Source organism: Croceimicrobium sp., from assembly GCF_965228705.1.
Taxonomy (GTDB): domain Bacteria; phylum Bacteroidota; class Bacteroidia; order Flavobacteriales; family Schleiferiaceae; genus Croceimicrobium.
In genome coordinates this window covers 2567280-2589676 of the sequence record NZ_OZ245832.1, presented here as the reverse complement: position 1 = coordinate 2589676, position 22397 = coordinate 2567280, and the positions used below count along the sequence as shown (strand labels likewise).

General features: G+C 39.6%; 22 protein-coding genes and 1 pseudogene. 22 read left to right on the top strand and 1 reads right to left on the bottom strand.

The genetic code is table 11. From position 1 onward, the window contains the following. A complete protein-coding gene (locus ACO05P_RS11720; RefSeq protein ID WP_421751083.1) occupies positions 1 to 753 on the bottom strand; it encodes an NYN domain-containing protein in 753 nt (250 codons plus the stop codon). A 483-nt stretch (positions 754 to 1236) separates the two neighbouring features. Between ACO05P_RS11720 and ACO05P_RS11715 the strand changes: the two are divergent. The 22 genes and pseudogenes from ACO05P_RS11715 to ACO05P_RS11610 form a co-directional block, all read left to right on the top strand. Further along, positions 1237 to 2300, top strand: a pseudogene (locus ACO05P_RS11715) (IS3 family transposase); the annotation flags it as partial. Between the two features lie 452 nt (positions 2301 to 2752). Continuing rightward, positions 2753 to 3499, top strand: coding sequence for an ABC transporter ATP-binding protein (locus tag ACO05P_RS11710; RefSeq protein WP_421751081.1), 747 nt, complete (start codon positions 2753 to 2755; stop codon positions 3497 to 3499). Between the two features lie 131 nt (positions 3500 to 3630). Further along, positions 3631 to 4245: an ABC transporter permease gene (locus tag ACO05P_RS11705; RefSeq protein ID WP_421751079.1), complete on the top strand. Its 615-nt coding sequence runs from the start codon at positions 3631 to 3633 to the stop codon at positions 4243 to 4245. Continuing rightward, the gene (locus tag ACO05P_RS11700) at positions 4230 to 5243 is read left to right on the top strand and encodes an ABC transporter substrate-binding protein (protein WP_421751078.1); all 1014 of its coding nucleotides are present in this window, start codon (positions 4230 to 4232) and stop codon (positions 5241 to 5243) included. The genes ACO05P_RS11705 and ACO05P_RS11700 overlap by 16 nt, the downstream gene beginning before the upstream one ends. After that, positions 5240 to 5986 (top strand): class I SAM-dependent methyltransferase, encoded by a 747-nt coding sequence (locus tag ACO05P_RS11695; RefSeq protein ID WP_421751076.1) that lies wholly within the window; start codon positions 5240 to 5242, stop codon positions 5984 to 5986. Before ACO05P_RS11700 ends, ACO05P_RS11695 begins: the two co-directional genes overlap by 4 nt. 10 nt (positions 5987 to 5996) lie before the next feature. After that, positions 5997 to 7790, top strand: a complete 1794-nt coding sequence (locus ACO05P_RS11690; RefSeq protein WP_421751075.1) for a hypothetical protein — start codon at positions 5997 to 5999, stop codon at positions 7788 to 7790. Continuing rightward, positions 7777 to 8748 (top strand): response regulator, encoded by a 972-nt coding sequence (locus ACO05P_RS11685; protein WP_421751073.1) that lies wholly within the window; start codon positions 7777 to 7779, stop codon positions 8746 to 8748. Before ACO05P_RS11690 ends, ACO05P_RS11685 begins: the two co-directional genes overlap by 14 nt. Positions 8749 to 9283: 535 nt before the next feature. Further along, positions 9284 to 10396 (top strand): hypothetical protein, encoded by a 1113-nt coding sequence (locus ACO05P_RS11680; RefSeq protein ID WP_421751071.1) that lies wholly within the window; start codon positions 9284 to 9286, stop codon positions 10394 to 10396. Beyond that, positions 10393 to 11121 (top strand): hypothetical protein, encoded by a 729-nt coding sequence (locus ACO05P_RS11675; protein WP_421751069.1) that lies wholly within the window; start codon positions 10393 to 10395, stop codon positions 11119 to 11121. The genes ACO05P_RS11680 and ACO05P_RS11675 overlap by 4 nt, the downstream gene beginning before the upstream one ends. A 206-nt stretch (positions 11122 to 11327) precedes the next feature. Then, positions 11328 to 12758: a type IV secretory system conjugative DNA transfer family protein gene (locus ACO05P_RS11670; RefSeq protein WP_421751067.1), complete on the top strand. Its 1431-nt coding sequence runs from the start codon at positions 11328 to 11330 to the stop codon at positions 12756 to 12758. Next, positions 12755 to 13183, top strand: a complete 429-nt coding sequence (locus ACO05P_RS11665; RefSeq protein ID WP_421751065.1) for a hypothetical protein — start codon at positions 12755 to 12757, stop codon at positions 13181 to 13183. The genes ACO05P_RS11670 and ACO05P_RS11665 overlap by 4 nt, the downstream gene beginning before the upstream one ends. Next, positions 13170 to 14015 carry a relaxase/mobilization nuclease domain-containing protein gene (locus tag ACO05P_RS11660; protein WP_421751063.1) on the top strand — a complete coding sequence of 282 codons (846 nt, stop codon included), beginning with the start codon at positions 13170 to 13172 and terminating at the stop codon, positions 14013 to 14015. Before ACO05P_RS11665 ends, ACO05P_RS11660 begins: the two co-directional genes overlap by 14 nt. Positions 14016 to 14019: 4 nt before the next feature. After that, positions 14020 to 14391 (top strand): hypothetical protein, encoded by a 372-nt coding sequence (locus ACO05P_RS11655; protein ID WP_421751061.1) that lies wholly within the window; start codon positions 14020 to 14022, stop codon positions 14389 to 14391. Then, the gene (locus tag ACO05P_RS11650) at positions 14388 to 14672 is read left to right on the top strand and encodes a hypothetical protein (protein ID WP_421751060.1); all 285 of its coding nucleotides are present in this window, start codon (positions 14388 to 14390) and stop codon (positions 14670 to 14672) included. Before ACO05P_RS11655 ends, ACO05P_RS11650 begins: the two co-directional genes overlap by 4 nt. 633 nt (positions 14673 to 15305) lie before the next feature. Next, positions 15306 to 16997: a hypothetical protein gene (locus ACO05P_RS11645; protein ID WP_421751058.1), complete on the top strand. Its 1692-nt coding sequence runs from the start codon at positions 15306 to 15308 to the stop codon at positions 16995 to 16997. Continuing rightward, positions 16987 to 17940: a tyrosine-type recombinase/integrase gene (locus ACO05P_RS11640; RefSeq protein ID WP_421751056.1), complete on the top strand. Its 954-nt coding sequence runs from the start codon at positions 16987 to 16989 to the stop codon at positions 17938 to 17940. Before ACO05P_RS11645 ends, ACO05P_RS11640 begins: the two co-directional genes overlap by 11 nt. Positions 17941 to 17942: 2 nt before the next feature. Further along, entirely contained in the window at positions 17943 to 18866 is a 924-nt protein-coding gene (locus tag ACO05P_RS11635) for a tyrosine-type recombinase/integrase (RefSeq protein WP_421751054.1), read from the top strand. An 87-nt stretch (positions 18867 to 18953) separates the two neighbouring features. After that, on the top strand, positions 18954 to 19205 hold the full coding sequence (locus tag ACO05P_RS11630; RefSeq protein WP_421751052.1) for a hypothetical protein: 252 nt from the start codon (positions 18954 to 18956) through the stop codon (positions 19203 to 19205). After that, positions 19189 to 19485 (top strand): type II toxin-antitoxin system RelE/ParE family toxin, encoded by a 297-nt coding sequence (locus ACO05P_RS11625; protein WP_421751050.1) that lies wholly within the window; start codon positions 19189 to 19191, stop codon positions 19483 to 19485. Before ACO05P_RS11630 ends, ACO05P_RS11625 begins: the two co-directional genes overlap by 17 nt. Before the next feature lie 187 nt (positions 19486 to 19672). After that, positions 19673 to 20587, top strand: a complete 915-nt coding sequence (locus tag ACO05P_RS11620) for an exonuclease domain-containing protein (RefSeq protein ID WP_421751048.1) — start codon at positions 19673 to 19675, stop codon at positions 20585 to 20587. Positions 20588 to 20793: 206 nt separating this feature from the next. Next, positions 20794 to 21414, top strand: a complete 621-nt coding sequence (locus ACO05P_RS11615) for a hypothetical protein (protein ID WP_421751047.1) — start codon at positions 20794 to 20796, stop codon at positions 21412 to 21414. A gap of 59 nt (positions 21415 to 21473) precedes the next feature. Then, complete coding sequence (locus tag ACO05P_RS11610) at positions 21474 to 22394, top strand: RHS repeat-associated core domain-containing protein (RefSeq protein WP_421751046.1); 921 nt, start codon at positions 21474 to 21476, stop codon at positions 22392 to 22394. The last annotated feature ends 3 nt before the right edge of the window (positions 22395 to 22397 follow it).

Below are 22397 nucleotides of genomic sequence, written 5' to 3'. Positions count from 1 at the left end.
CTAAGATTCATTTCTGACATAAACGCTTTTAACCTTGTTGTCTGCGGCGTGTCTTTCTTCAAACTCTAATGAGCTAATGCTTTGAAGTAAAGGGTAAAGTTTTTGGTAACCGTAATTTCTTGGGTCGAAATCAGTTTGTTTTTTTAAAATGAAATTGCCGAGTTCTCCTAAATATGCCCACCCGTCGTCATCTGATATTTCATCAATACTGGCTTTGATAACTTTAATTATGGAGGATTTATCATTCAAGTCTGAAGCCGAAGAATCGCCTTTTTGATCTGTCTCTTTAATCCTTTTGTTGTGACGTATGTAGTTGCTACCGCTTTTCAATATTTCAATGTAGACAAACTTGTCACAAGCTGTAATAAATGGCTGCGGAGTCTTTCTCTCTCCCATTCCAATGACGAGCATACCAGCTTCCCTTAATCGAGTAGCTAATCTGGTGAAATCGCTATCGCTAGAAATTATGCAGAATCCATTTACTTTGTTTGAATATAGGAGATCCATTGCGTCAATAATTAGTGCACTGTCACTAGAGTTTTTCCCGGAAGTATAACTGTATTGTTGGATTGGGGTAATTGCATTTTCCAGCAGAACACCTTTCCATCCTGAAACTGTAGGTTTTGTCCAGTCTGCATAAATCCGCTTGATTGTTGGATTTCCGTATTTGGTGACTTCATCCAGCATCTCCTTAATGTTTGCGTAAGGAACATTATCTGCATCAATTAAAACGGCAATCTTGTCTTCCTTCATTGAAGCTGGTTTAGAGATGTTTTTATATTAAAGTTCTCGTCACCTAGAGACATTTGTGACGATTAATTGCTCTATAAGTATCTAGAGACCTGTGCTAAGGTAGCTGGGGATATTTAAAATGATCAATTAGCTAGAGAGGGTTTTCCCTGTAATTTACATAGGAGAAATCTTAAGTAAAAAAGGGTTTTTCTACTTTTTAGATCAAGTAAACAAAGTGAGTTCATAGGGCGATAAAACTCAGTTTATCAGGGAATTGAAATGAGCCATTTTCTAGTAGGTAGATTTTCTGTCAAAAATGTTGAATATCAGGGCGACTTCAATGGTTGATTATCATGTTCATATTGTCAACGCATGTTTAAACCTCTTTCCATTCAAGTTATGACAACTAAGACTTTTACCTTTTTTAGGGAAGGTTTTGTAAGCTTCCCTTAAAACCGAACTGTTTAAAAGTAGAGGAATAGGATTAATTTTAAACAGTCGATTATGAGAAAGAGTAAGTTTTCGCCAGAGAAGATTGCCAGGGTCTTGAAAGAGTTTGATCAAGGTAGAAGTGCACAGGAATTGAGCCGAGAGTACGGGGTTAGTACCGCAACGTTTTACAAATGGCGAGAGCGTTATGCTGGCATGAGTGGAAAGGAGTTAAAGCGTATAAAGGATCTTGAAGAGGAAAACAGGAAGCTTAAGCAGATGTACGCGAACCTGGCCCTAGATCATCAACTAGCTAAAGAGATTATTGAAAAAAAGCTTTAAAGCCCTGCCGTAAGAGAGAGATTGGTCAGGAAATATCTAGACGCTACGGTATTAGCAGGGCATGCCGTGTATTAAACCTCAGTAAAAGCGTGTATTACTATCAAGCCCAAGCAAAGGATGATCGTGAGCTGGAAGAAGCATTACTGACGAAAGCAAAAGAACATTCTGAGGAAGGCTTTTGGAACGCCTATCACCGCTTACGTAATGAAGGCAAGACTTGGAACCACAAACGACTACATCGTGTTTATGTGGCTTTAAAACTACCTTTAAGACGAAAGGTTAAGAAGCGATTACCCGCTCGGGTAAAAGAACCGTTAGTGGTGCCTGATAGGCCGAATCAGACCTGGAGTATGGACTTTGTACATGATGTACTAGAAAACAAGCGCAAGTTTCGTGCATTCACGGTAATTGATGACTACAATCGAGAAGCACTACATATCGAAGTAGATTTCTCACTTCCATCAAACAGAGTAGTATATGTGCTTAATCATTTAATCAATCGCAGGGGTAAACCCGATGTGATCCGAATGGACAATGGGCCCGAGTTCATTGCTGAGCTCACTAAATCATGGAGCGTCATTCATGAAATAGAATTTAGATATATCCAACCCGGCAAACCCACACAGAACGCTTTTATAGAGCGATTTAATGGAAGCTACCGCCGAGGAGTGCTGGACAAATATATTTTTGAAGATATCCATCAGGTAAGGGAGCAAACAGAAAAGTGGATGCATGACTATAACAACTTTAAACCTCATGATTCATTAGGAAATATACCGCCTAGGGTATACGCCAAACGCAACCACCCCGAGGGTACCCTCGGGGTGGTTGAAAACAATACTATCTTTGGAAAAGTCAATTAACTAATGGTTCGGATCAGGGGAAGCTTACAGTTTCATGACAGAGCAATGTTTCGCTGTGATTTGCTTCTACTGAACTCACATATGGTTTATTTTAAAACAGTAATCAGGCTTTGCTATTTTCCACATATCATAGTAGGACAGATAGTCGACAGTATCACTTTTTTTATAATGGGTAGTCGTAAGACTATTAAGTGGTGCTTTTAGGTGATTTATCATGCTTTTTTAATAGAATCGAAGTAGTGCTAAGTCTGGTTGAATGCATGTAAGTGCTTTTAAGTCAGGGGGTAGCACGTGTAAGCTTATATAAAGATGTTGCTGGTTTATTAAAAAAAGCCCCAATCATTAATCATATTGATAAGTTTGTTTGAAGAATTAGGAAGCAAACGATGGAGTTTAATCAAGTTTCATTTGGGTATGAGAAAAGTCACGTTGTAATAGATAACTTAACTTTTTCAATTGACGATAGAGACAGCGTTGCTATTGTTGGGGCTTCGGGATGTGGGAAGTCAACTATATTGAGACTGGCATCAGGCATTATTAAAGCCAATAAACAGAATAATTATACAGGAGAGATAAAAGTGTTAGGTCAATCTCCTATAGAAGCCGTAAAAAGTGGTTTGATAGGTTTTATGCACCAAGAAGCTCCTCTTTTTCCAAACCTAAGTGTGAGAGATAATGTGTCTTTACCTTTAAAATTAGCAACGGTTGGGAGTCCTCCACTTGTAGACAAATTAATTGAAATGGTAGGTCTGTATGAATACAAGGACTACCTGCCATCAATGCTTTCGGTAGGCATGAGGGCAAGAGTTTCATTAGCTAGAACCTTTGTGACCAGACCCAAGGTTTTGTTCTTAGATGAACCCTTTAGCAGTTTAGATATAAAATGGAAAACAAAACTTTATAAAGAACTTGAAGGGTTAAGAGCTGAGTTTGATGCTAGAATAGTTCTTGTTACCCATGATATCCAAGAGGCACTTTTACACTCGAACAACATCATAGTATTGGGAAAAAGAGGACAAATAATCAAAAACCTTCAAATTGATTTAGGTTTACCAAGGGTCTATGAGAATAATATTCTATTTGATCTAGAAAAAGAGTATCGAGAAATAAAAAACCAAATACTGAGTGATTGATGGTCAGGAGAAAAATATTTACCTACATAGTTCTTTTTGCCCTATTGGTTATAGTCTGGGAAGTTTTTTCTAGAGGTAGTAACACTACCAGATTGCTCATTAGTTCCCCAAGTATAATGGTGACTTATACTATGGATAATTTCGATCACTTACTTGTCGCTGCTAAGCTCACTTTTATAGAATCAGTCTTGGGCTTATTTATAGGTACTGTATTCAGCTTCGTAACTATGATATTATGCTTTTACAATGAAAAATTGATGTCCTATATCCTGCCAATAATGATATTCAGCCAAGTAATACCATTAATTACCCTGGCTCCTTTCTTTATAATCCTTTTTGGTATTGGCATTAAGTCTAAGGTAATGATGGCTTCTTTGCTATGTTACTTCCCCATTTTTATAAATTTTTCCAATTCCTTTCGATTAATAGATAGAAGTATGCATGAGCTTATGTTTATCTACAACGCCAAAACGATTCATAGAATTAGATATTTATACTTTCCGTTGTCCTTACCAGGGATAATGTCAGGTTTAAAGATCGCAACTACTCTGTCTGTTATAGGCGCAATAGTAGGCGAATTTAATGGAGCGGAAAATGGATTAGGGAAAAACCTATTTCTAGCCGCCAAGAGGTTAGAGCCTGACCTTATGATGTCGAGCCTGTTTGTGTCAACGCTGTTGGGAATTTTTTTGTATGGAGGTATAGTTGTAATCGAAAAAAGAATAGGAAAATGGTATCTAAACTAAACAGAAATAGGGCAATTGGCCTTGTCCTTGCAATAGGTTTGATCGTGATCACGTCTATCTATTACAATAATTCTGAAGATAATTCAAGCAAAGAATGGGAGGTAAGCCTCAGGCAGGAATGGTTCCCCTATGCAGGCTACGCAGGAGAATTGATAGCGGTCAACGAAACTGATGAAAAGTACGGTTTAGATATAAAACTTGAAGCAGGCTCGGACAACTTAGACCCAATAAAACTTGTACTAGGAGGCTCTAATGACTTTGGTGTTGTAAGCGCGGATCGAATTTTAACGGCTAATGAGAAAGGTGCTGACCTAGTGGTAATAGGCGTAATAAATCATGCCTCCCCCACTTGCTTTATATCCAAAAAAGAGGATAATATATTAGAACCCGAAGATTTTGAAGGTAAACGAGTAGGTGTTTTAACAGGAACAAATACAGAGTATGTCTACAAGGCACTAAAGAATAAATTATCGCTTAATAGCAACCTTATTACTGAGGTGGAAATCTCATTTGATTTAGGAACATTTATCTCAGGTGCTTACGATGTAAGACCAGCCTTTATTTATGATGAAACAGTATCGTTAGATTTTAATGGCATCTCTTATAGAATAATAGAGCCAAAAGATTATGATATCCATTTTTTGGGTACAGTATACTTTACTACACGTAAAATTTTGAAAGAGAAACCAGAGGTAGTTGAGGCATTTGTTAAATCTATGATAGAAGGGTGGGAAAAAGCTTTAAGTGATCCACAAAAGGCTATAGCGTATCTGAAAGAGTATGATCCTGAAATAGATGCTAATCGGGAGTTGGCAGCTTTTCAAAAAGGATTAGATTATTTCAAAGGACAACAGGGTAAAGTTCTGTATGCTGAGTTGAAAGAATGGAAGGAAATGTCAGAGACATTAGTGAAATTAGGAGTCTTAAAAGAAGCAGATTTAGGGAATTGTATTAATCTTCAATTTGTAGATAAGTATTATTCCGAGAAACAGAAATGATTAACATATTAAATAATAAAGAGAATTTTAAAAAGGAGAACAATCGTGCGTGGAATTGCAATGCTGATTTCTTAATAGAACATAATTTTCCAAGGACAGAAATAAGAAACTTATTACAAAAGGAACTTTCCATATTGGCAAAGGCCCTTGAGCATAAAAGTCAGATACTCGATGTTGGTTGTGGAACTGGTTGGTTGAAGGATATAATTCCATCAAACAGCTCTTACATAGGTCTCGATAATTGTTTGAAATTTGTTGAACACCAGGCGGACTCTGAAAATAGCCGGTTTTTGTACATAGACATGGAAGGTGATTTGGAAGAATACTCGGAAGAACTGCAGTCAGATATAGTTGTTTGTTGCCTGAGTTTAATTGAAATGCCATTTTTGAATATAGCCTTCAAGAATATTACACGTACAGCTAAAAAAGGAGCAGCACTTTTAATCATTGGGCTTGACCCAGCTATTGAAGTATTGAGAGCAATTGGAGAGAATGACGTTAGAGCTAAGTCCATTTGGAGGCTAACCAAAAAGAACAAGCTTGTTACGATATCTAAGCTGATAAGAATTGGGAAGTATAGCTCAAAGGAAAATTACCATCGAATTTTATATGATTTTGAGGACTATTTTAGACTAGCTAAAAAGAACAATTTTATATTGGAAAATTGTATGAGTATCCCAACAGAGAATGTTAAAAAAGAAATGATGCCCTCATATCAATATATGCTTTTCAGAAAGGAATAATATCTAAAATATGATCAGGCTTGGTTTTATAGGAAGCAGTGCAGATGGTATTGCCGATCAGTACACTGAATTGGTTGATAAGCTGCTTAGAGATGTATTCTCCCGCTACGAAAAAGTGAAAATTGTTACTGGGGGTTATCACGGCTTCATGAAATCTATCTCTAAAACAGCTAAAGTTCTTGTGGGAAAGGAGTTTCCTAATGTTTACTTAGAAGTTTACGGCATTTTAGGCACTTTTCAAGAAAAACCAAATAGGTATTTAGATAAAGTAGAATACGCCTCAAATTTAGGTGATCGCGTTGAAGCAATAATTGAGCATTCGGATTATCTAGTGGGTCTCCCAGGGTCAAATGGGACGTTGCATGAAATTTTACATGCTTTGCAAGCAGTTCAATATTTTCCAGGGGAATATAGTTTAAGTCTAGAAGATATATTCCTCCATGAGTTCTGGAAAGGGCGTATTGATGTTACAAATGACGCTCATTTCTTTAAGGATTTACCAATTTTCCTAGAGAAGTCTTATCATAGTTCTTCTTTTATTGCCAATGATGATTTAGTGGGAAATAATATTCCTTCTCAAGTTATTGGTCGGATTGAAGAGATTATTGGCAGTCCAGGACAAAATATTCTGGCCTTGGATTTTGCTCATTATTTTAAAAGCACTGCATTAAAAATTGATACAGGTCAAAATTCTAGTTATGCTATTCAGGAGTATTTTATAGTATTAAGTGAATTTTTACTTGCCGAAGGTTCGCTGCTCACAACTGATACCAGTACAAGTCAATATAAGCTTTTAAACAATGAGCTTAAGAACCTCGCTTCGATTACACTGGAAGAGTCCAGTGTTAATTTGTTTAGGAAATCTAGTAAAGAATCAGAACAAGATACTATCCGCTTCAATAAGTGGAATTTTCACTTAGAACAAAGGGATTTTGGAAAGACTTCATTTTGGGTTAATAAGAATTTGAAAATTCAAGATGTTGAAATTAATCTCTCATGCTTTTTAATTCTGGATATTGAACTTACCACAAAAAAATGTCACGCAGTTTTACAGGAACTGCATAAGTACATCTTCAGTTTTGGTTTATATGATTCTATTAAGAGACTGGGGACATATATGGTTTACACGGATGAATTGGATAAGTTTAAAAACAATGCGATTGCTAACAAACATACCATTTTCAATCATACTCCGAGTCTGAGGACTTTTTTAGATCTCTCAATTGATGATGTAAATGCACGGAAATATGACCATTTACCCCAATATCTTAATCGAATTAATTCTAGTTTTCAAATATTGGATTTCAGTAACATGGCTACATATCAGTATCTTGATAGAGAACACGAGTTATATGGGAAAACACTTTCTTACTACATATCCTTCTTAGAGAAACATCATATTTATAATCAAGTATTACCAGTGGTTAACATAGATGAAGAAGCTGGTGAACTGATTACAATAAAAGAAGATATGGTTGAGGTATTTCTTCTTATCTGGAACATTTGGAACAACGCTGCTAAAAACACTTCAAAAGATTCCTCTTTTACTGTGAGTTTAAAGAGATGCAAAAATCACTTACAGCTGACTATAAGTAACAACATTAAAGCTGGGTATTTTGAGGAAGCTAAAATGGCCATTGAATATCTACTTTATGATAGCAAACCCGTGAAAATATCTGGTGGACTAGTAATCCTTAAAGAGATCCTTCAAAATCTTGCTTACTGCAATTTGAATCCTGAGCATTCTAATGTCTCAGGAAACCTCTACTCTATTTCATTAAACTTTAGCTATGAAAAACCTTGAAATAATCGTCATTGATGATGATTTCAGCACCGTAGAGTCAAGAATTGAACTAATGCGCAGAAAAGGGCATAACGTTAAATTTTTTAATGATGAGAATCGTGCCGAGGAGGCGATAGGTTATATTGTTCAAAATCATGAGAACGTTGACCTAGTTTTAGTAGATGAAAAAATGACAGGTGGGTTCTCCGGCCTTGAATTTGGGAAAACGGTTAGCAAATTGCCAGGATTTCAATCTATTCCGTTAGTAATGCTTACGGGCCTCAAAGAATTGCAAAAAGCTATAGAAGCACTTACAACCTGTGGATATGACTACTTTGTTTGGAAGAATGACTTTGGCCAAAAGAACTTTGAAGCAGTTCTCGAAAAAATATTTGACTTGCCATCTGTGCAAACTAAGCGAGAGTTAAAATCAGTAGAGGCAAGATTGGAAAGAATAGCGGAAGATTTTAATACTTCCCTAATTCAACGTCATTTGACTACAGAAACAATTGATGAAGGGCAGTTAGTTATAAAGCGTCTTTTAAATCAGAACAGCCTCATATCTTTTGTTTTATGCAACTCAGCATATGTCTCACTTATTTCAAATAGGGATAACTTGACGTGTTGTATGGCCTATCTGGAAAAGGATAAGTCTTTTGATGGAACTATAAGTACAGAATTAGCAGATGTGCTGAAAGCTAGAGTTGAAAGTTCTGGAGCTAAGTATTCAACTAATACTTCCTATGTAATGTTCTTTCAGGACAAAGACAAAAATGGTATTGTCACCAATAATAGTTTAAAGGTACGCCAGTATATTTTGAAAAACCCAAAGCTACTTAAACCAACCGTTGAGCATTCAAGAAAGAGGATAAAGTATAGAAATGCTAATGGTGTGAAATTCCCTTATAAAGAAAACAGGTTTAGGACCTTTATCGATGAAATCATCTTCGATATGTACTTAATCGAAATGGTCTCCTAGAGACTTTGTCTTGAATTACTGAATAGTACCCTTTTTTTGGTTTTAGTAGACCTTCGGTTCAGTTGAAAGCCACTCTTATAGTCCAATTTCCTTTGAGGGCTTTTTGTATAAGCTTATTTCCAAGCTTATAGGTAATCTTACTTAAACACCTGTAAATCAGGAGCTTATATTTTTATAGCCTTGATGATTTTCATAATCTTGTAGAGCATTATTTAAATAATCCTCCATTAAGCTCAACATTTTGATTATGAAAAAAAAGCACTTTCTCACCCCAAAAAAGACTTTCCAAAGAGAAGTTGATTTTAAACTATACGCCCAATCAGGTAAGTTCGAATTACTAAAAGACGTGGAACTCGGTTTCTTCTGCATCTACAACGGAAAGTCATTCACCTACTATCCCAATGCTTCCGAAGCTCGGATGATATTTCACCAGCTTACGCGCTAAGCTTCCGATAATTTCCATAATAACCTGCTTAAAGAGTGGTGGGCTACTAAGGAGCATTCAAGTTTTCATTTAACAAATAAATAATCAGATATGAAAGAGACGAAAGACAACCAATGGTTGGAGTACAAAACCTACGTTAATTCCGATGTAGACCAAGTCAAGCGACTAGTAAACCGTGAACTCTTAAAAAAGGCAGAGGAACGAGGCCGACAAGATGCGGAGGTTGGGACACCCAAGAAGCATGGGATAGCTCAGGTGAACTTTATCCGAACAACCACACAAGAGCTTATTAACACTATTCGTGGACACCATAGAGCCGATGAACATGTGGAAAATGCGCTGGCTAAGCAGGAAAGAATTTTACATGAGGAGCGTATAGCAAGGGATGATTCCAGGAATCAACTTAATAGCCTTCAGCAAGAGTATAAGCAAATGGAAGGAAACTTCCCTAAAGCACTTGCGTACATATTCACAAGCCTTACAGTGGTGGCGGGATTGGCAGAGGGAGCTTTAAGTTTACCTGCTGTGAGAATGGTTATCCCTCACTTTTTTGCAGCTTCGTTTACTTCCGTATTCTTAGGGATTCTTCTTACAATTTTATCACATCAATTGACTCGATGGTGGTTTTTAGGAAGAAACAAATTTCAGAAAGTCTTAATCAGAACGGGGATTACAATTGGGGTCCTCTGTTTCTTTTCGGTAATGGGAGTGCTCCGGGCATCTTACCACGCTGTTCAGTATTTAACAGTTGATCAAACCGGGTGTGGCGGAATCCTTTGCAGTGTGGATTCAACTGAAGTTATACTCTTTATGTTCTTCTCGCTAGCTATTTTCCTTCCAGCATGTTTGCTTGCCAAGTTATCTCCAACAAAAGCACAATGGCTGACGCTTTTTAGAGCAAAATCTAAAATGAGTGAAATCCGAAAATGTCAGAAAAAGCTTGATGGCCATTTATATCGAATATCGGATGCAGAAGATCAGATGGATGAATTAAGACAATACGCTTATTCCAAGCAGCAGTATGCAATTCGAATTGAGGAAGAGTGTATCACGATGGCAGAAAATGCCTGGGAGGAGTATTTACAAAGCAACCTGCGTCATAGACGAGATAAGGTTCATCCCGAGTGTTTTGACAAGCAATTCGAGCCTCGTTTAAAAACTTATTTCTACCGCTCTTCAACTACAAAAAGCAAAACATCATGAAAAACCTAAGGCTAACTGTTGGTTTACTAATGCTGGTATTGATTTCTTCATGCCACAAAAACAAAGACCCCTTATTGAATCTAGCGATTCTGCATGACCAAACAGAAACGATGAGTCAAGTGACTTATTCGGACTTACGGAAATTACTTATCTACGATGATCCTCGGTTGTTGTGGTATGAGGTAAGTGTTAAAACCAGAGGGTTGTCCGATATTCCTCATGGTGTTGTTGAGCAAAGTGTGCTTCCCGAAGCCAATAGTAATCAGGTTACCGAACTTCGACGAAAGAGCCAGTTCCGGGAGTTCTTAGGGAATGTACAAAGGATGATGACTGATGCTACTCCTAGTGGAAACCAGAGAAATGCTTCTCATTTGTATGTAGGGATAGCGGAAGAGCTCGTAAATCTTTCAACAAAAAAAGCCACTAATCGAATAGCAGTCATCTCGTCAGATCTTCATGAGAATACAGACTGGTTTAGTGTATATAGGAGTGAAGATAGAAAATTGCTGTTGCATTGTCCCGATTCGGTCGCTCGTAGGTTTGAAAAAACCGTCCCTCTGGGCGACTTAACTGGGGTGAAGGTGTATTTCGTGCATTTGGCTAGACCCGAGACCCAGGAAGTTTTTGAAGCGATGAGTAAGCTCTATACCAATATGCTGGAAGCGAAAGGAGCTAAAGTCTACACGGCCAGTAAGCTTGTTTTTACCCAAAGCATTGAGCCATGAAGCATATCCTAAAGCTCATCAAACTTCTCTGGCGAGTATTTCTATTGGCTTTATTCTTCTGTACGAAGGCGGCCGAGGAGATTTTGAAATTGATTAATGCCTCTATTAATCAAAGTATTGAATCGAAAAGATAAGCCATGGAAACAAGAAGGAGTAGCATTTTTCGAAATCTTGGAAACTCGCTGTTAAGAGCAATCCAGCTGTTAATGGAGCTTGTAGAGCAAGGGCTAGATTGGGCATTTGATGCTTTAGCAGAAAAGGATCATTCTCTAAGTGCAAAGTTTGCTAAGGAATCCACCATACTATCCTCAAATCACAAAGGCTTTGTGCTTACCGGAACAAAAGCCATTTCACCAGAACTCTCTTACATGGGGGTTCTGGTTAATGGGGGCTCCGGAAGTGGCAAGTCTACGGTAGTGGCCTTACCTAATTGCCTGACCACCCATAACTCAAAAATTATCCATGACCCTAGTGGGGAGTTATACCTCCAGTCTAGTGGATTTTTAAAAAGTCAAGGCTATACTATAATCAGGATAGATTGGGCCTCAGCCAAGAAAAGCGAATGCTACAACCCACTGGCTCGAGCCCATAGATTGTCAGATTACAGCAAGTTGGCCACTCAACTGGTGGGTGCCAGTTCTGATAAGAAGGACTCCTTTTGGGATGCGATGGCTATTCAGCTTTTAGTTTGTGTAATCCGCATTGTTAAGCTTCTGCCTCAAGACCATCAAACACTTGCAGAAGTAGCCCATATAATTGACTTATTACAGTCTAAAACAGGGCAAGGGGAGGTAGATCAACTCGTGGCTAGCTTGGCCGAGCAGGATACAGGGTTATTTGAGAAGTATGCTTCATTAATCTCAAATTCAGAAAATACCTTAAGTGGGATTTTGGCTTCGGCAAGCACGGCGGTATCAATGATGGCCCTAAATGAGAATATCATCCAAATTACCTCCTCTGATACCTTAGGTGACTTTCGCCAATGGAGAAAGCAGAAAACGGTTGTGTACCTACATTCCAGCACCGTTAATATGCGGTACTATTCGAAGCTGTCTAGTTTATTCTTACAGCAATATTTCGAGGTGTTGTTTGAATCGCTACCGGAAAAAGATGACTATGATGTGGACTTTATCCTAGATGAAGCCCCGCTATTAAGCATAGAGCTGGATGTGCTGGCGGCCAATGTTCGCAAGTATCGCGGAAGTCTTATGGTGATATGCCAGGACTCAGAAGCCCAGCTCACGGCCATTTATGGTCGGGAGCGAGCTCAGAGTATACTATCGAACCTAAAGACCAAAATCTATTTAAGTGCCTCACTTCATTTGGCTCAATCCTTATCTAAAGAATTAGGGAGCTATGAGTATGAAGATTCTAAAACCAAGCATAAAAGGGAGCGAGCCTTGCTTACGGCTGACGAAATTATGGCCTTACCTCAAGACCGAGGCATTATTACCGTGTCAGGACAAGGCCCGATACTAGCCAGGCTAAAGCCTTTTTATAAAATACCAGAATGGACAGAGCGGGCGGCCTTAGCTGCGATTGAGGAAAGTTCCATTCAAGGGGGGAGTCAGTCATTGCCTTCACTTTTAAATATCTCAGAGTATCTCCAAAAACGTAATCAAGAAACCAGTCTATGAAACGATCGGAAAAGCTGTATCGCTATTTACAACAGCATCAGGCACTGGATAATCCAAGAACTCGCCAGCGACTCAAGCGAGAGTATCGTCGAAAGTACCAGAATAATTGGGCTAGGCAACAACGAAAGAAAAGGCGTGAGATCCGCTTTTCATTGAAAAATGAAGAGTATCAAATCTTTAAAAGTTACTGTCAAAAGCATGCAATCACCCCTACGGCATTGGCCCGAGACTTAGTCCTTAGCCAAAGTCAGTCACAGCCCTTTCTGGCAAATAAAGAAGAGCTTCTAAAGGTTGCTAAAGAAATAGGCTTGGTAATTAACCGTATCCAAGCGGGAGGAAACACTGAAATCACTTTGCGGAAGCTTCTTTCGGCAGAGGCAACGCTACTGAGTTACCTTAAAAACTATAGCCATGCCCATACTTAAGATGCTCGGTCGACATTCGCTGTCGGCTTTTTCTCAAACGCTGAGCTACATCAATCAAAGCCAAAAACAAAAGGGAGAGCCGGTGCTCCATAACTTACGCAGTAGTGCCAGGAATTCGAAGGCTTTGGTAGACGAGTTTCTTGCCAATGAAGCCTATCGAAAAGTAAGCAGTAACCGGGTGTATTGCTACCATAGTATTCTGTCGGTTTCAGATTTAGACCAGAAGGCTGCGACTCCAGAAGTTATGGAGGCATTGATCCGCAAATATTTTGAATTACGGGGCGATATTTTGGCTTATGCAGTAGCTCATTACGATACGAATACACCTCATTGGCATGTATTAGAATCTGGAACATACTACCGTGAGGATAAGGCAACAGGATTACGCAAGGCGAAGCTTCAGGGTTTAAAATTGGAATTAGAGGACTTTGTCAAGGAGCATTATCCAGAACTAGAGCATTCATTGGTAGTGCATGGAAAGGGGAGAGAGTACACATCCGAGCCTGAATATCAGCTTGGAAAACGAGGGGAGAAAAGTGAACGTGAAAAGCTTAAGCAACTTGTTCAAAAAGCCTATCACACCACGAGTTCCAAACAGCAGTTTTTAGAAATCCTTCAAGAATACGGCTATCTGTATTATGAGCGAAATTCTGATGGGCAACCGACAGGGTTAATCTCTGAATCAGGTCGAAAGTTTCGGTTTAAGACTCTGGGCTTAGAGCCCGAGAAGATTAAGACCTTGGAGAAAGATCATGAACGAGCTAGGGAACAGGAACTGCTTAATCGAATGCAGTCTATCCGCTTAAAGGACTCTAAAACCCTTGAAAAATAAATGAATGATGCATTTAGATTCCAAGACACTAGATCAATTCAATGCTATAGGTCCTCAAAAGGAAAAGGATAACCCCTTGGTGGTCGTCACCTTTGCTATTAATCGAGAAGGGGCTTATTACTATGCAACGGATTATGACCCAAATAGCCAAACATTCTTCGGCTATATACGGGGTAGTGAATGCGATGGCTATCAACACTTTGGTTTTTCCAAGCTTAAGATAGAGGAGCTTAGGGAGATAAGCACCTATGTACACCGCGAGCCACAGCCCATCCAGACTTTGATTCCAGAGCTAGCATGTACGAATCGTGCGAAGAAACTCCAGTCGATTCGGGGGATTTCATTTTCCAGAAACCTTAAAGACCGCACCGTATGAAGTTTATCAAAGACCATTTACTGAGTTATAAAGCTAAAAGTCGCCAGCACTTTTACCAATTGTTGATTGAAAATGGCTTTACCATTACTACTCGACAAGGCCTTCCTACCGGAATTGAGGATACGAATGGAAGGCGGTACAGCTGGAAAAGCTTGGGTATTACTCCGGCAGATTTTATCGCACTTGAGCATCGAGAACAGCTCAACCGTTTTAATCAGCGGTTAGAGAGATTGGAACAACTACGGTCTGGTAAAGAGCAGGAAAGAGATAGAAATCTTTAAGCAGTGTAACCATGAGTTTTTCAAAGCAACTACGAGAACGCTTACTAGAAATCGGCGAACAGGACTTAGCTGATGACCCTAAAGTCATCGCTATAATTGAGTCTCCCTCAAAGAAGATGTCATTCTATATCACGGAGTATTGCAAGGAAAAGGAATGCTTTTCGGGTTATCTGAAAGGAGAGGGCATAGATGATTGGTGCTTTCTTAATCAAGATGCCGTGAACCGGATGGATCAGATGAATCAAAAGATGAGGCTTAAAGCCAGAGAATATCGTCTCTTAGCAAACCAACCCCGAATCTCTCACTTGGTACCCGAGATCAGAAGTAGCATTGCCATGGCTCGGTATCATAGGTTAACCAAAGAAAGGTATGATAGGTTAAACAAAGAAAGATATGATAGGGAACGGGAGTATTCCAAAGGGCAAGACCACGAGCATTAAAGCCCGGGAATTGAGCGGGATTTGAGCCCTTTGCTTCGATTTAAAACTATCTGGCGATAGACTTGCGTGTTCGGACTTAAAGAGCGTGTTTAGACTTGATAATCAGTCATTTAAGGCTTTTAGCTGGGTTTCCGGCAAGGGAGGCCTTTGGCTATAAATCATTGAAAAATAAGGGGCTTAGACCCTAAAGCATATGAAGAATCTACAAATCCATAACCCACGGTTTATCACCTACCAGGATACTCAATTTACCATTGATGTTTTAGGAGGGGTGGATACTACTTCGGTGGAAAGGATGATCTGTACCTTAAGAATTAGCTATGCGGATTATCCTCCTTTTCGTACGACTCTGGATTTATACAATGATTCGCAAAGCGATGGATTAATAAGGGATCTGTGCGATAAGTGGGAGCTTCGATTTTCCGATTGTGCAAAAAGCATTCATGGTATGGTTCTGCAATTGGAGTCCTACCGATTTGAATGCCTACGGTATCCTAATCAACAAGGCTTGGAAGAGCCCATACTTTCCGAAGATCAAAAGGCAAAAGCTTTAGCCTGTCTTTCGAGTAAGCAATTACTCCTAAATATTCAGCAGGACTTCCAGAGCATTGGCATTCCAAAGGACGATGAGAATGCTTTGATCTTGTTTCTGGCCATGGCTTCTCGCAATCTAAACCGGCCCTTATCAGTCTTGTGTACTGGTACAGGGAGCTATCATTATCCTTTGATTCAAAAGCTGATGGCATGCCTTCCTGAGTCTCAAAAGAGCATTCATACCCATATGAGTGAAAATGCCCTGTACTACTTTGAGCAACATCAGGTGGAAGGGAAGGTGCTTGTGGTAGAGGACTTAGATTGGACTACTAAAATGTTAAAGCCGCTAATGGCGCTTCAAAATACCGGTAGACTTATTAAAACTCAAGCCTCCAAGAATAAAGATGGATTACTGTATGCCACCACCTTTGATTTTAGAACTAAGCTTTGCTTAATCGCCTATAGCGAAGAGTCTTCCAAGGCTCCACTTTCTGAGCTTCCATTTTTAAAGCTGAACTTAGGATTGAGTCCGGCCCAAGAAAAGGAGCTACTGCATTATGAACGGCAAAGTCGAGCAGGCACGATTAATCATCAAAGCTCCCAAGAGGCTTATCAGAACCTTCGGGCATTATTACAGTGTCTACCTAATCAAAGTATCCGTAACCCCTATGCTCCTTTGCTAGAGCTTCCGAAAGAGCTAGAAGATAATCATCGAGCCTTATTGATCTTTTTGGATTTTATCGAGGTGGTGACCTTTTTCTTTCAGCATCAACGTGAGCAAAAAGTTGATCCGGAAACAGGAGAAGTCTATTTGGAGACAGAGCCAGAGGATATTGCCTTGGCCATTGAGCTACTAAGTAACAGTCTCTTTAAGGCAAGAGAGGGCATAAGCACTCCCGCCCGTAAACTACTAGAATGGATACAAACATGGGAAGGAAACTCGGGTGAAAAAGGTTTTACGGCCATTGATATCCGAAAGGAGAAAATGGTGCATCCAAGAACATTAAACCGCTACCTCAAGGAACTGTGCTACTTCAATTACCTATCCATAGTAGGGGGGAATAAGTACAAAGGAGGCTATCGCTATCGATTAAGCGATTTTCAATCCGCTAGTCACCCAGGTGCGGAGACTGAGGCTCATATTAAAGCCTTGATGCAAAGAGTCCAGGACTTTCAGAAATCGAGAAAGAACAAAAACCTCAAAGAAGCGGAGGAAGGCACTGTCAGTAAAGGCAGAGGGACAGTGGGACAAAAGGCCCTGTCCAAGCCTCAAGCCCGCACTGGGCCTAAGAAGGTCAGTGGGACAGTCCAAAAGCGAGAAAAGCTAAAAGCAAAGACGGATGAAGGCTGATTTCGAATACCACGAGCGGTTTAGAGCTTATCTGCAATCTAAAGGTTTGTCTTCATCAAGTCAGAAAGCCTACAGCTACAGCGTGGGGAAATTTCTAAGCTGGTATAAGGCTGATCTAGCGTCTTGCCAGAAAAGGGACATTATGGAATACCTAGGCTTTCTTAAAGAAAAGAAGCAGTCTAATGCTTCTCGACAATGGCATCTATATGCACTGTGCCATTTCTTTGATTTTTTATTTCAAGAAGGGGTGGTAGCAGGCCTACCCACTAGGGGAATTCATCTGCGAGGGGTAAAGACTCGGAAGATTCCTCGGGTCTATACTGAATGGGAGTTGGAGCAAATCTATGATCAATACTACTACCACTACGTTCAAGGCTATGATGATAACCATATCCCCAAAAATCAAAGAGAGTTCAGCCGCTTAAGTAGAGAGCGTAATTACATCATGTTAGGTTTGCTCATCTATCAAGGCCTCGTACCTCGAGAGTTTAACCGCTTGCGAATTGAAGATATTGATATAGCTAAGGCCAAAGTGAAAATTCACGGTCGAACCCGTGCTACGGATCGCCGCCTCTTACTTGAGGCGACTCAAGTGGGAGCACTTATGCGGTATCTAATGGAAGTACGGCCTCAGTTCTTAAACTATAACCAGGACTCGGATCGGGTGTTTTTAGCCTTACCACCCTCAGGAAAGCAGAAATCAGAATCTCAGAATTTAGGGGAGGCCAGTCGTCATCTTGCCACCCAACTAAAGAAGATCCGCCCGGATTTTCAAAACCTCAGACAGTTACGGGCCTCAAGAATTGTGGCGTGGTTAAGCACAGAGGGTTTGAGAAGAACCCAATACTTAGCGGGTCATAAGTCGATTGTAAGCACTGAGGAATATTTGGCAGGGGACATGGAGCAACTGAGTCAGGATATTGAACGATTTAATCCCTTCTAAGCATGAACTCTCATTACCGCTATTTACAAGCTGAATTCTTAAAGTGGATAGATACCTTAGGATATAGTGCCAGTGTAAATAGGGGATATCGCTTAGCCTCTGAGTACTTTTTTAGATACCTGGAGGAAAGGGGAGTTGATACCATTCGACGCCTCAATCAAAGGACGGTGGAGCAATATCTTGAGTATGTGCAATCTCGTAGGAATTGGAAATTTCAAGGGGGATTGAGTGTGTCCTATCTCAATAAAAACTTTGATGCGGTGGATAAGCTTTTAGAGTTTTTAACTCAATCGGGGATGTCCAATGTTCCCATTCCACCACGACTTCGAATAAAGCCGGATGAGCAAGAACGTTTAAGGAAAATAGTGCCTTTTTCGAGAGATGAAATAAAGAAGCTTCAGGATGCCATCGATGCTTTATACCCGGAGCAGTCATTTGTAATACGGGAAAGCAAGCAGTATCAATTGCGATTGATTTTTGCTCTGTGCTATGGATGTGGATTGCGTAAGGCGGAAGCATTAAATTTAAAGGCCGAGGACATTGACTTCGAACGACAAGCCCTCTTTATTCGACAGGGCAAGAATTACAAGGATCGAATTGTCCCTTTTAATGCAAATATTAAAGGAGTGTTGCAGGACTATATCTACAACTTCAGGAAGAGCTTTTCGGACTATCATCACCTCACAAGGCCACACAGTCGACTTTTGATTTATAGTGAAAGCTATTTTAATCGGATGCTAGTAGAGCTACAAAAGCGAACAAATGATAAGGCAATCCAAGGCAAGCGACTAGGGTTTCATGTGCTCAGACATAGCATTGCAACCCATCTGCTTGAAAATGGAATGAGTGTGGAAAGTATCGCCAAGTTCTTGGGGCATAGCTCATTGAAATCTACCCAGATTTATACGCATATTTTAGAGCGGTGAGCTAGCCTCTTGGAAGCGTTTAAAGAATGTGGTATATTACAGGGAATCAAAGGAACCTTAGAATATGTAACTTTGTAATTAGGGAAATTGATTATGACTATTTCACAGAGAATAAACAAAATACAAGTCCTACTTAAAACCGCAGATGCAAGCTTGTTGGCAAAAATTGAGCAAATGCTTGAAAGAGGTCACAAAGATGCTGTTGAGTCCGTTTTAACCAAAGGCCAAAAGAAGGAGCTTGATATCCAAGAAGCGGAATATGCAGCTGGTCAAGGTAAACTATACACATGGCAAGATATTAAGCAGGAACTTGTAGACAAGCATGGCTTACAGGCTTGAGATTAGAGAGAAAGTACGCACAGGAACAATCGCTGGTTATTTGTGGTACGAGGAAAAAAGCCAAGGCTTAGGTTCACGTTTTGTCTCTGAGATCGAAGAAATGATTGAGTATATTACTCAATACCCCTATCACTTTCAAGTTAAATACAAAGATTACAGGGAAGGCATTTTAAAGAAGTTTCCTTACGTAGTCATTTATCAAGTTCATGAGGATTTGATTACCATTTCATCGGTGTTCCCATGCAAGGATGATCCTGAAAAGAAACAGGAATATAAATAGTCGTTATTGGGGTCGGTGGAAGTTTCTCTTAGGACACATACTAAGATTCATAGCGAATAGAAAAAAGTCGTATAAATGGCGCGTAAAATGGGTGTATGGCGTATAAATGGCGCGTAAACTGAACTTATGGCGTATAAGTTGAAAAGAGCACCATTAACCATTGATTAGGCATTATAAAAATCAAATCATGGACTTTATTACAATTGACTTTGAAACAGCTACACCGGAGAGGAATAGCCCTTGTGAAATAGGCTTGGCATTTGTTGAGCAAGACGAAGTAAAAGCAGTCAAGTCTTGGCTAATTAAGCCGGCGTATTATCCGGATTTTGATCCTTTCAATATTTCAATACACGGGATAACTCCAAAAGATGTTGAAGATTCACCGGAATTTCCTGAAGTATGGTCGGAGATTAAGTCAATGTTAGAAGGTCAGTTTTTAATAGCTCACAATGCAGGTTTTGATATGAGTGTTTTAAGGCGAACCCTTGAGCTTTATCAGATACCTTTCCCTGAACTTGAATATTCTTGCAGCTATATTTTTTCAAAAAAAGTATGGGCAGGCCTTCCTTCCTATGATCTAAAATCTCTTTGCCATTATCATAGTATCCCTTTAAAACATCATCGAGCGGCAAATGACAGTGAGGCTACTGCTCTACTTTCGTTGAAAGCATTCCAGGAGGCGGAAGTACAAGTGAAAGAAGACTTTCCATTGAAGCTTAAGACAACTATAGGAAGGTTGTTTGATGGGGGATACAGTGCGTCTCGGACAAAAAGAGAATATCCGTTAACGAAAACCGAGGAAATTGTTGGAGATCCTACAAAGCACAATCCTGATAGCCCAGTATACGGAAAGACCGTCGTTTTTACAGGAACATTAATGTCTATGGCTAGGAAGGATGCTCAGCAACTGGTGGCAGATGTTGGTGGGGTAAACGCAAAAGGGGTAACGAAAAAAACGGATATTTTGGTGGTCGGACAGCAAGATTACCGTGTAGTTGGGGAAGATGGAATGAGCTCTAAACAAGAAAAGGCAATTAAGTTAATCGAAAGTGGAGCAGGATTAGAGATTTTGTCTGAGGACGAGTTTCTGAGAAGTTTGTAAATGATAATAATTGAGCTTGATCCACTGTTGATGAGATTCTCTATATCTAATTAAGAGCACTTCCTAATTGTTTGTGGCTAATTCAATTAGTGACGATATAAATTTATTGATTTCTGTATATTTACAGTGCGAAGCAATTTAATCAGGTTAAAGTATGCCCCGGCAATATTGTCGGGGTTTTTTGTTCTAATTCTGACAATTAGTAAATGGAACTTAAGACTGTGCTAGGTGTGATTCAAGCAATTTCGGTAGCTGTTGCTTCTGGTGTTGCGGTTTATGGAATATCGTCTTGGCGAAGAGAAGCAAAGTGGAAAAGGAAGTATGAGCTAGCGGAAGAGGTTCTTACTTGCTTCTATGATATATCAGATAGGTTCAAGGTTATCAGGCATCCTGCTGGATATAAAGGAGAGGGGGAAACTCGTAAAAGGGGAGAACGGGAAACACAAGAGGAATCTGAAGTTTTAGACTATGCCTACATCATCATTGAGAGGTATGAGAAAGAAAAGGCACCATTCATTAAATTAAAATCTTTGAAGCATAGGTTTATGGTTCTTTTTGGAAAGGAGTCTGTTGAGCCATTTGATGAAATAAATCGATTGGTAAATGAATTATTCTACGCCAGTTACAGATTAGGGAGGAGGCATTGGCAGGATCAAGGGTACAAGAAGTTTTCCGAGGAGCAATTAGAAAAGCATTTGAATGAAATGCATAAATATGAAGCTGTGTTTTGGGCTGGCTATGACGAAAATGATGAGTTTAGGCAATCTGTAGATAAAGCGGTAGGAAATATGGAAAGCATATGTAGTAAAATACTGAGGAAAAGATAAGACACTTCTACAGCGCAGGAATTCATAGCAAATCATTTCAGATAAGGGCATTAAATTACATGCGCATAAATATTGACCATATTGATAGAAGCGGAGCTAGCCTAACATTGCCCGAAAGGAATTTGGGGAGAATTGAAAAAGCACGTAGGGGAAGTACCTTTAGATTTAACGGCAAGGAATGGGATGATGAGACGGGGAACTTCTATTATGGAGCTAGGTATTACGTTCCTCAGATTAGCGTTTGGTTGAGTGTGGATCCTAAATCTTCTAAGTATCCAGCTTCTTCTCCATTTGTTTTTGTTGCCAATAACCCATTAATGTATGTTGATCCTAACGGAATGGAGATTGATTGGGGTGCAAATTTTGTTGGTGCTTTAAGAGCTTATTTTTCTAGTCGACTAACCCAACAGGGAAGAACTAAGTGGAAGGAACTAAAGGAGGATACTCAAGCATTATATGCATTTTATTACAGTAATAAAATGGGGGTCGCGCAGGATCAACAGGGTAATTGGAGCGTGGTAGAAGGTATGACATATGCCACTGGCCAAGCAAGAGATGGTAGGAATAGGTTTGCAATTGTCACTTTTGAAGGAACACATAAAGCTAAGAAGCATGCAGAAGAAATGTTTCAGATGAACAATTTTCAAGATTTATCCTGGGGTCAGAAAAATGCTGGTTTAAATGACGCTGTAGCGAGTGGGGAAGTTGAAGCTGTTTCATGGAATAATCCTAATGGACCTAATTTGAATGTGAATTTTAATAATGTAAACTTGCTTTTCACTTTCGATCCTACATCCCCGAGACCTGTTAATAATGAAAGTGGTGCGGAATTTAGAAATAGAATTTTTGTTCATGAAGGAACACATGGATTGATGAGGAGTGGAAAATGGCCAAATACTGTACGACGCACCGGTGGAATTAATAGCGAGGTGCTTCCAAGGCGATATGAAAGAATTACTATACAACAACAACAAGAATAAGGA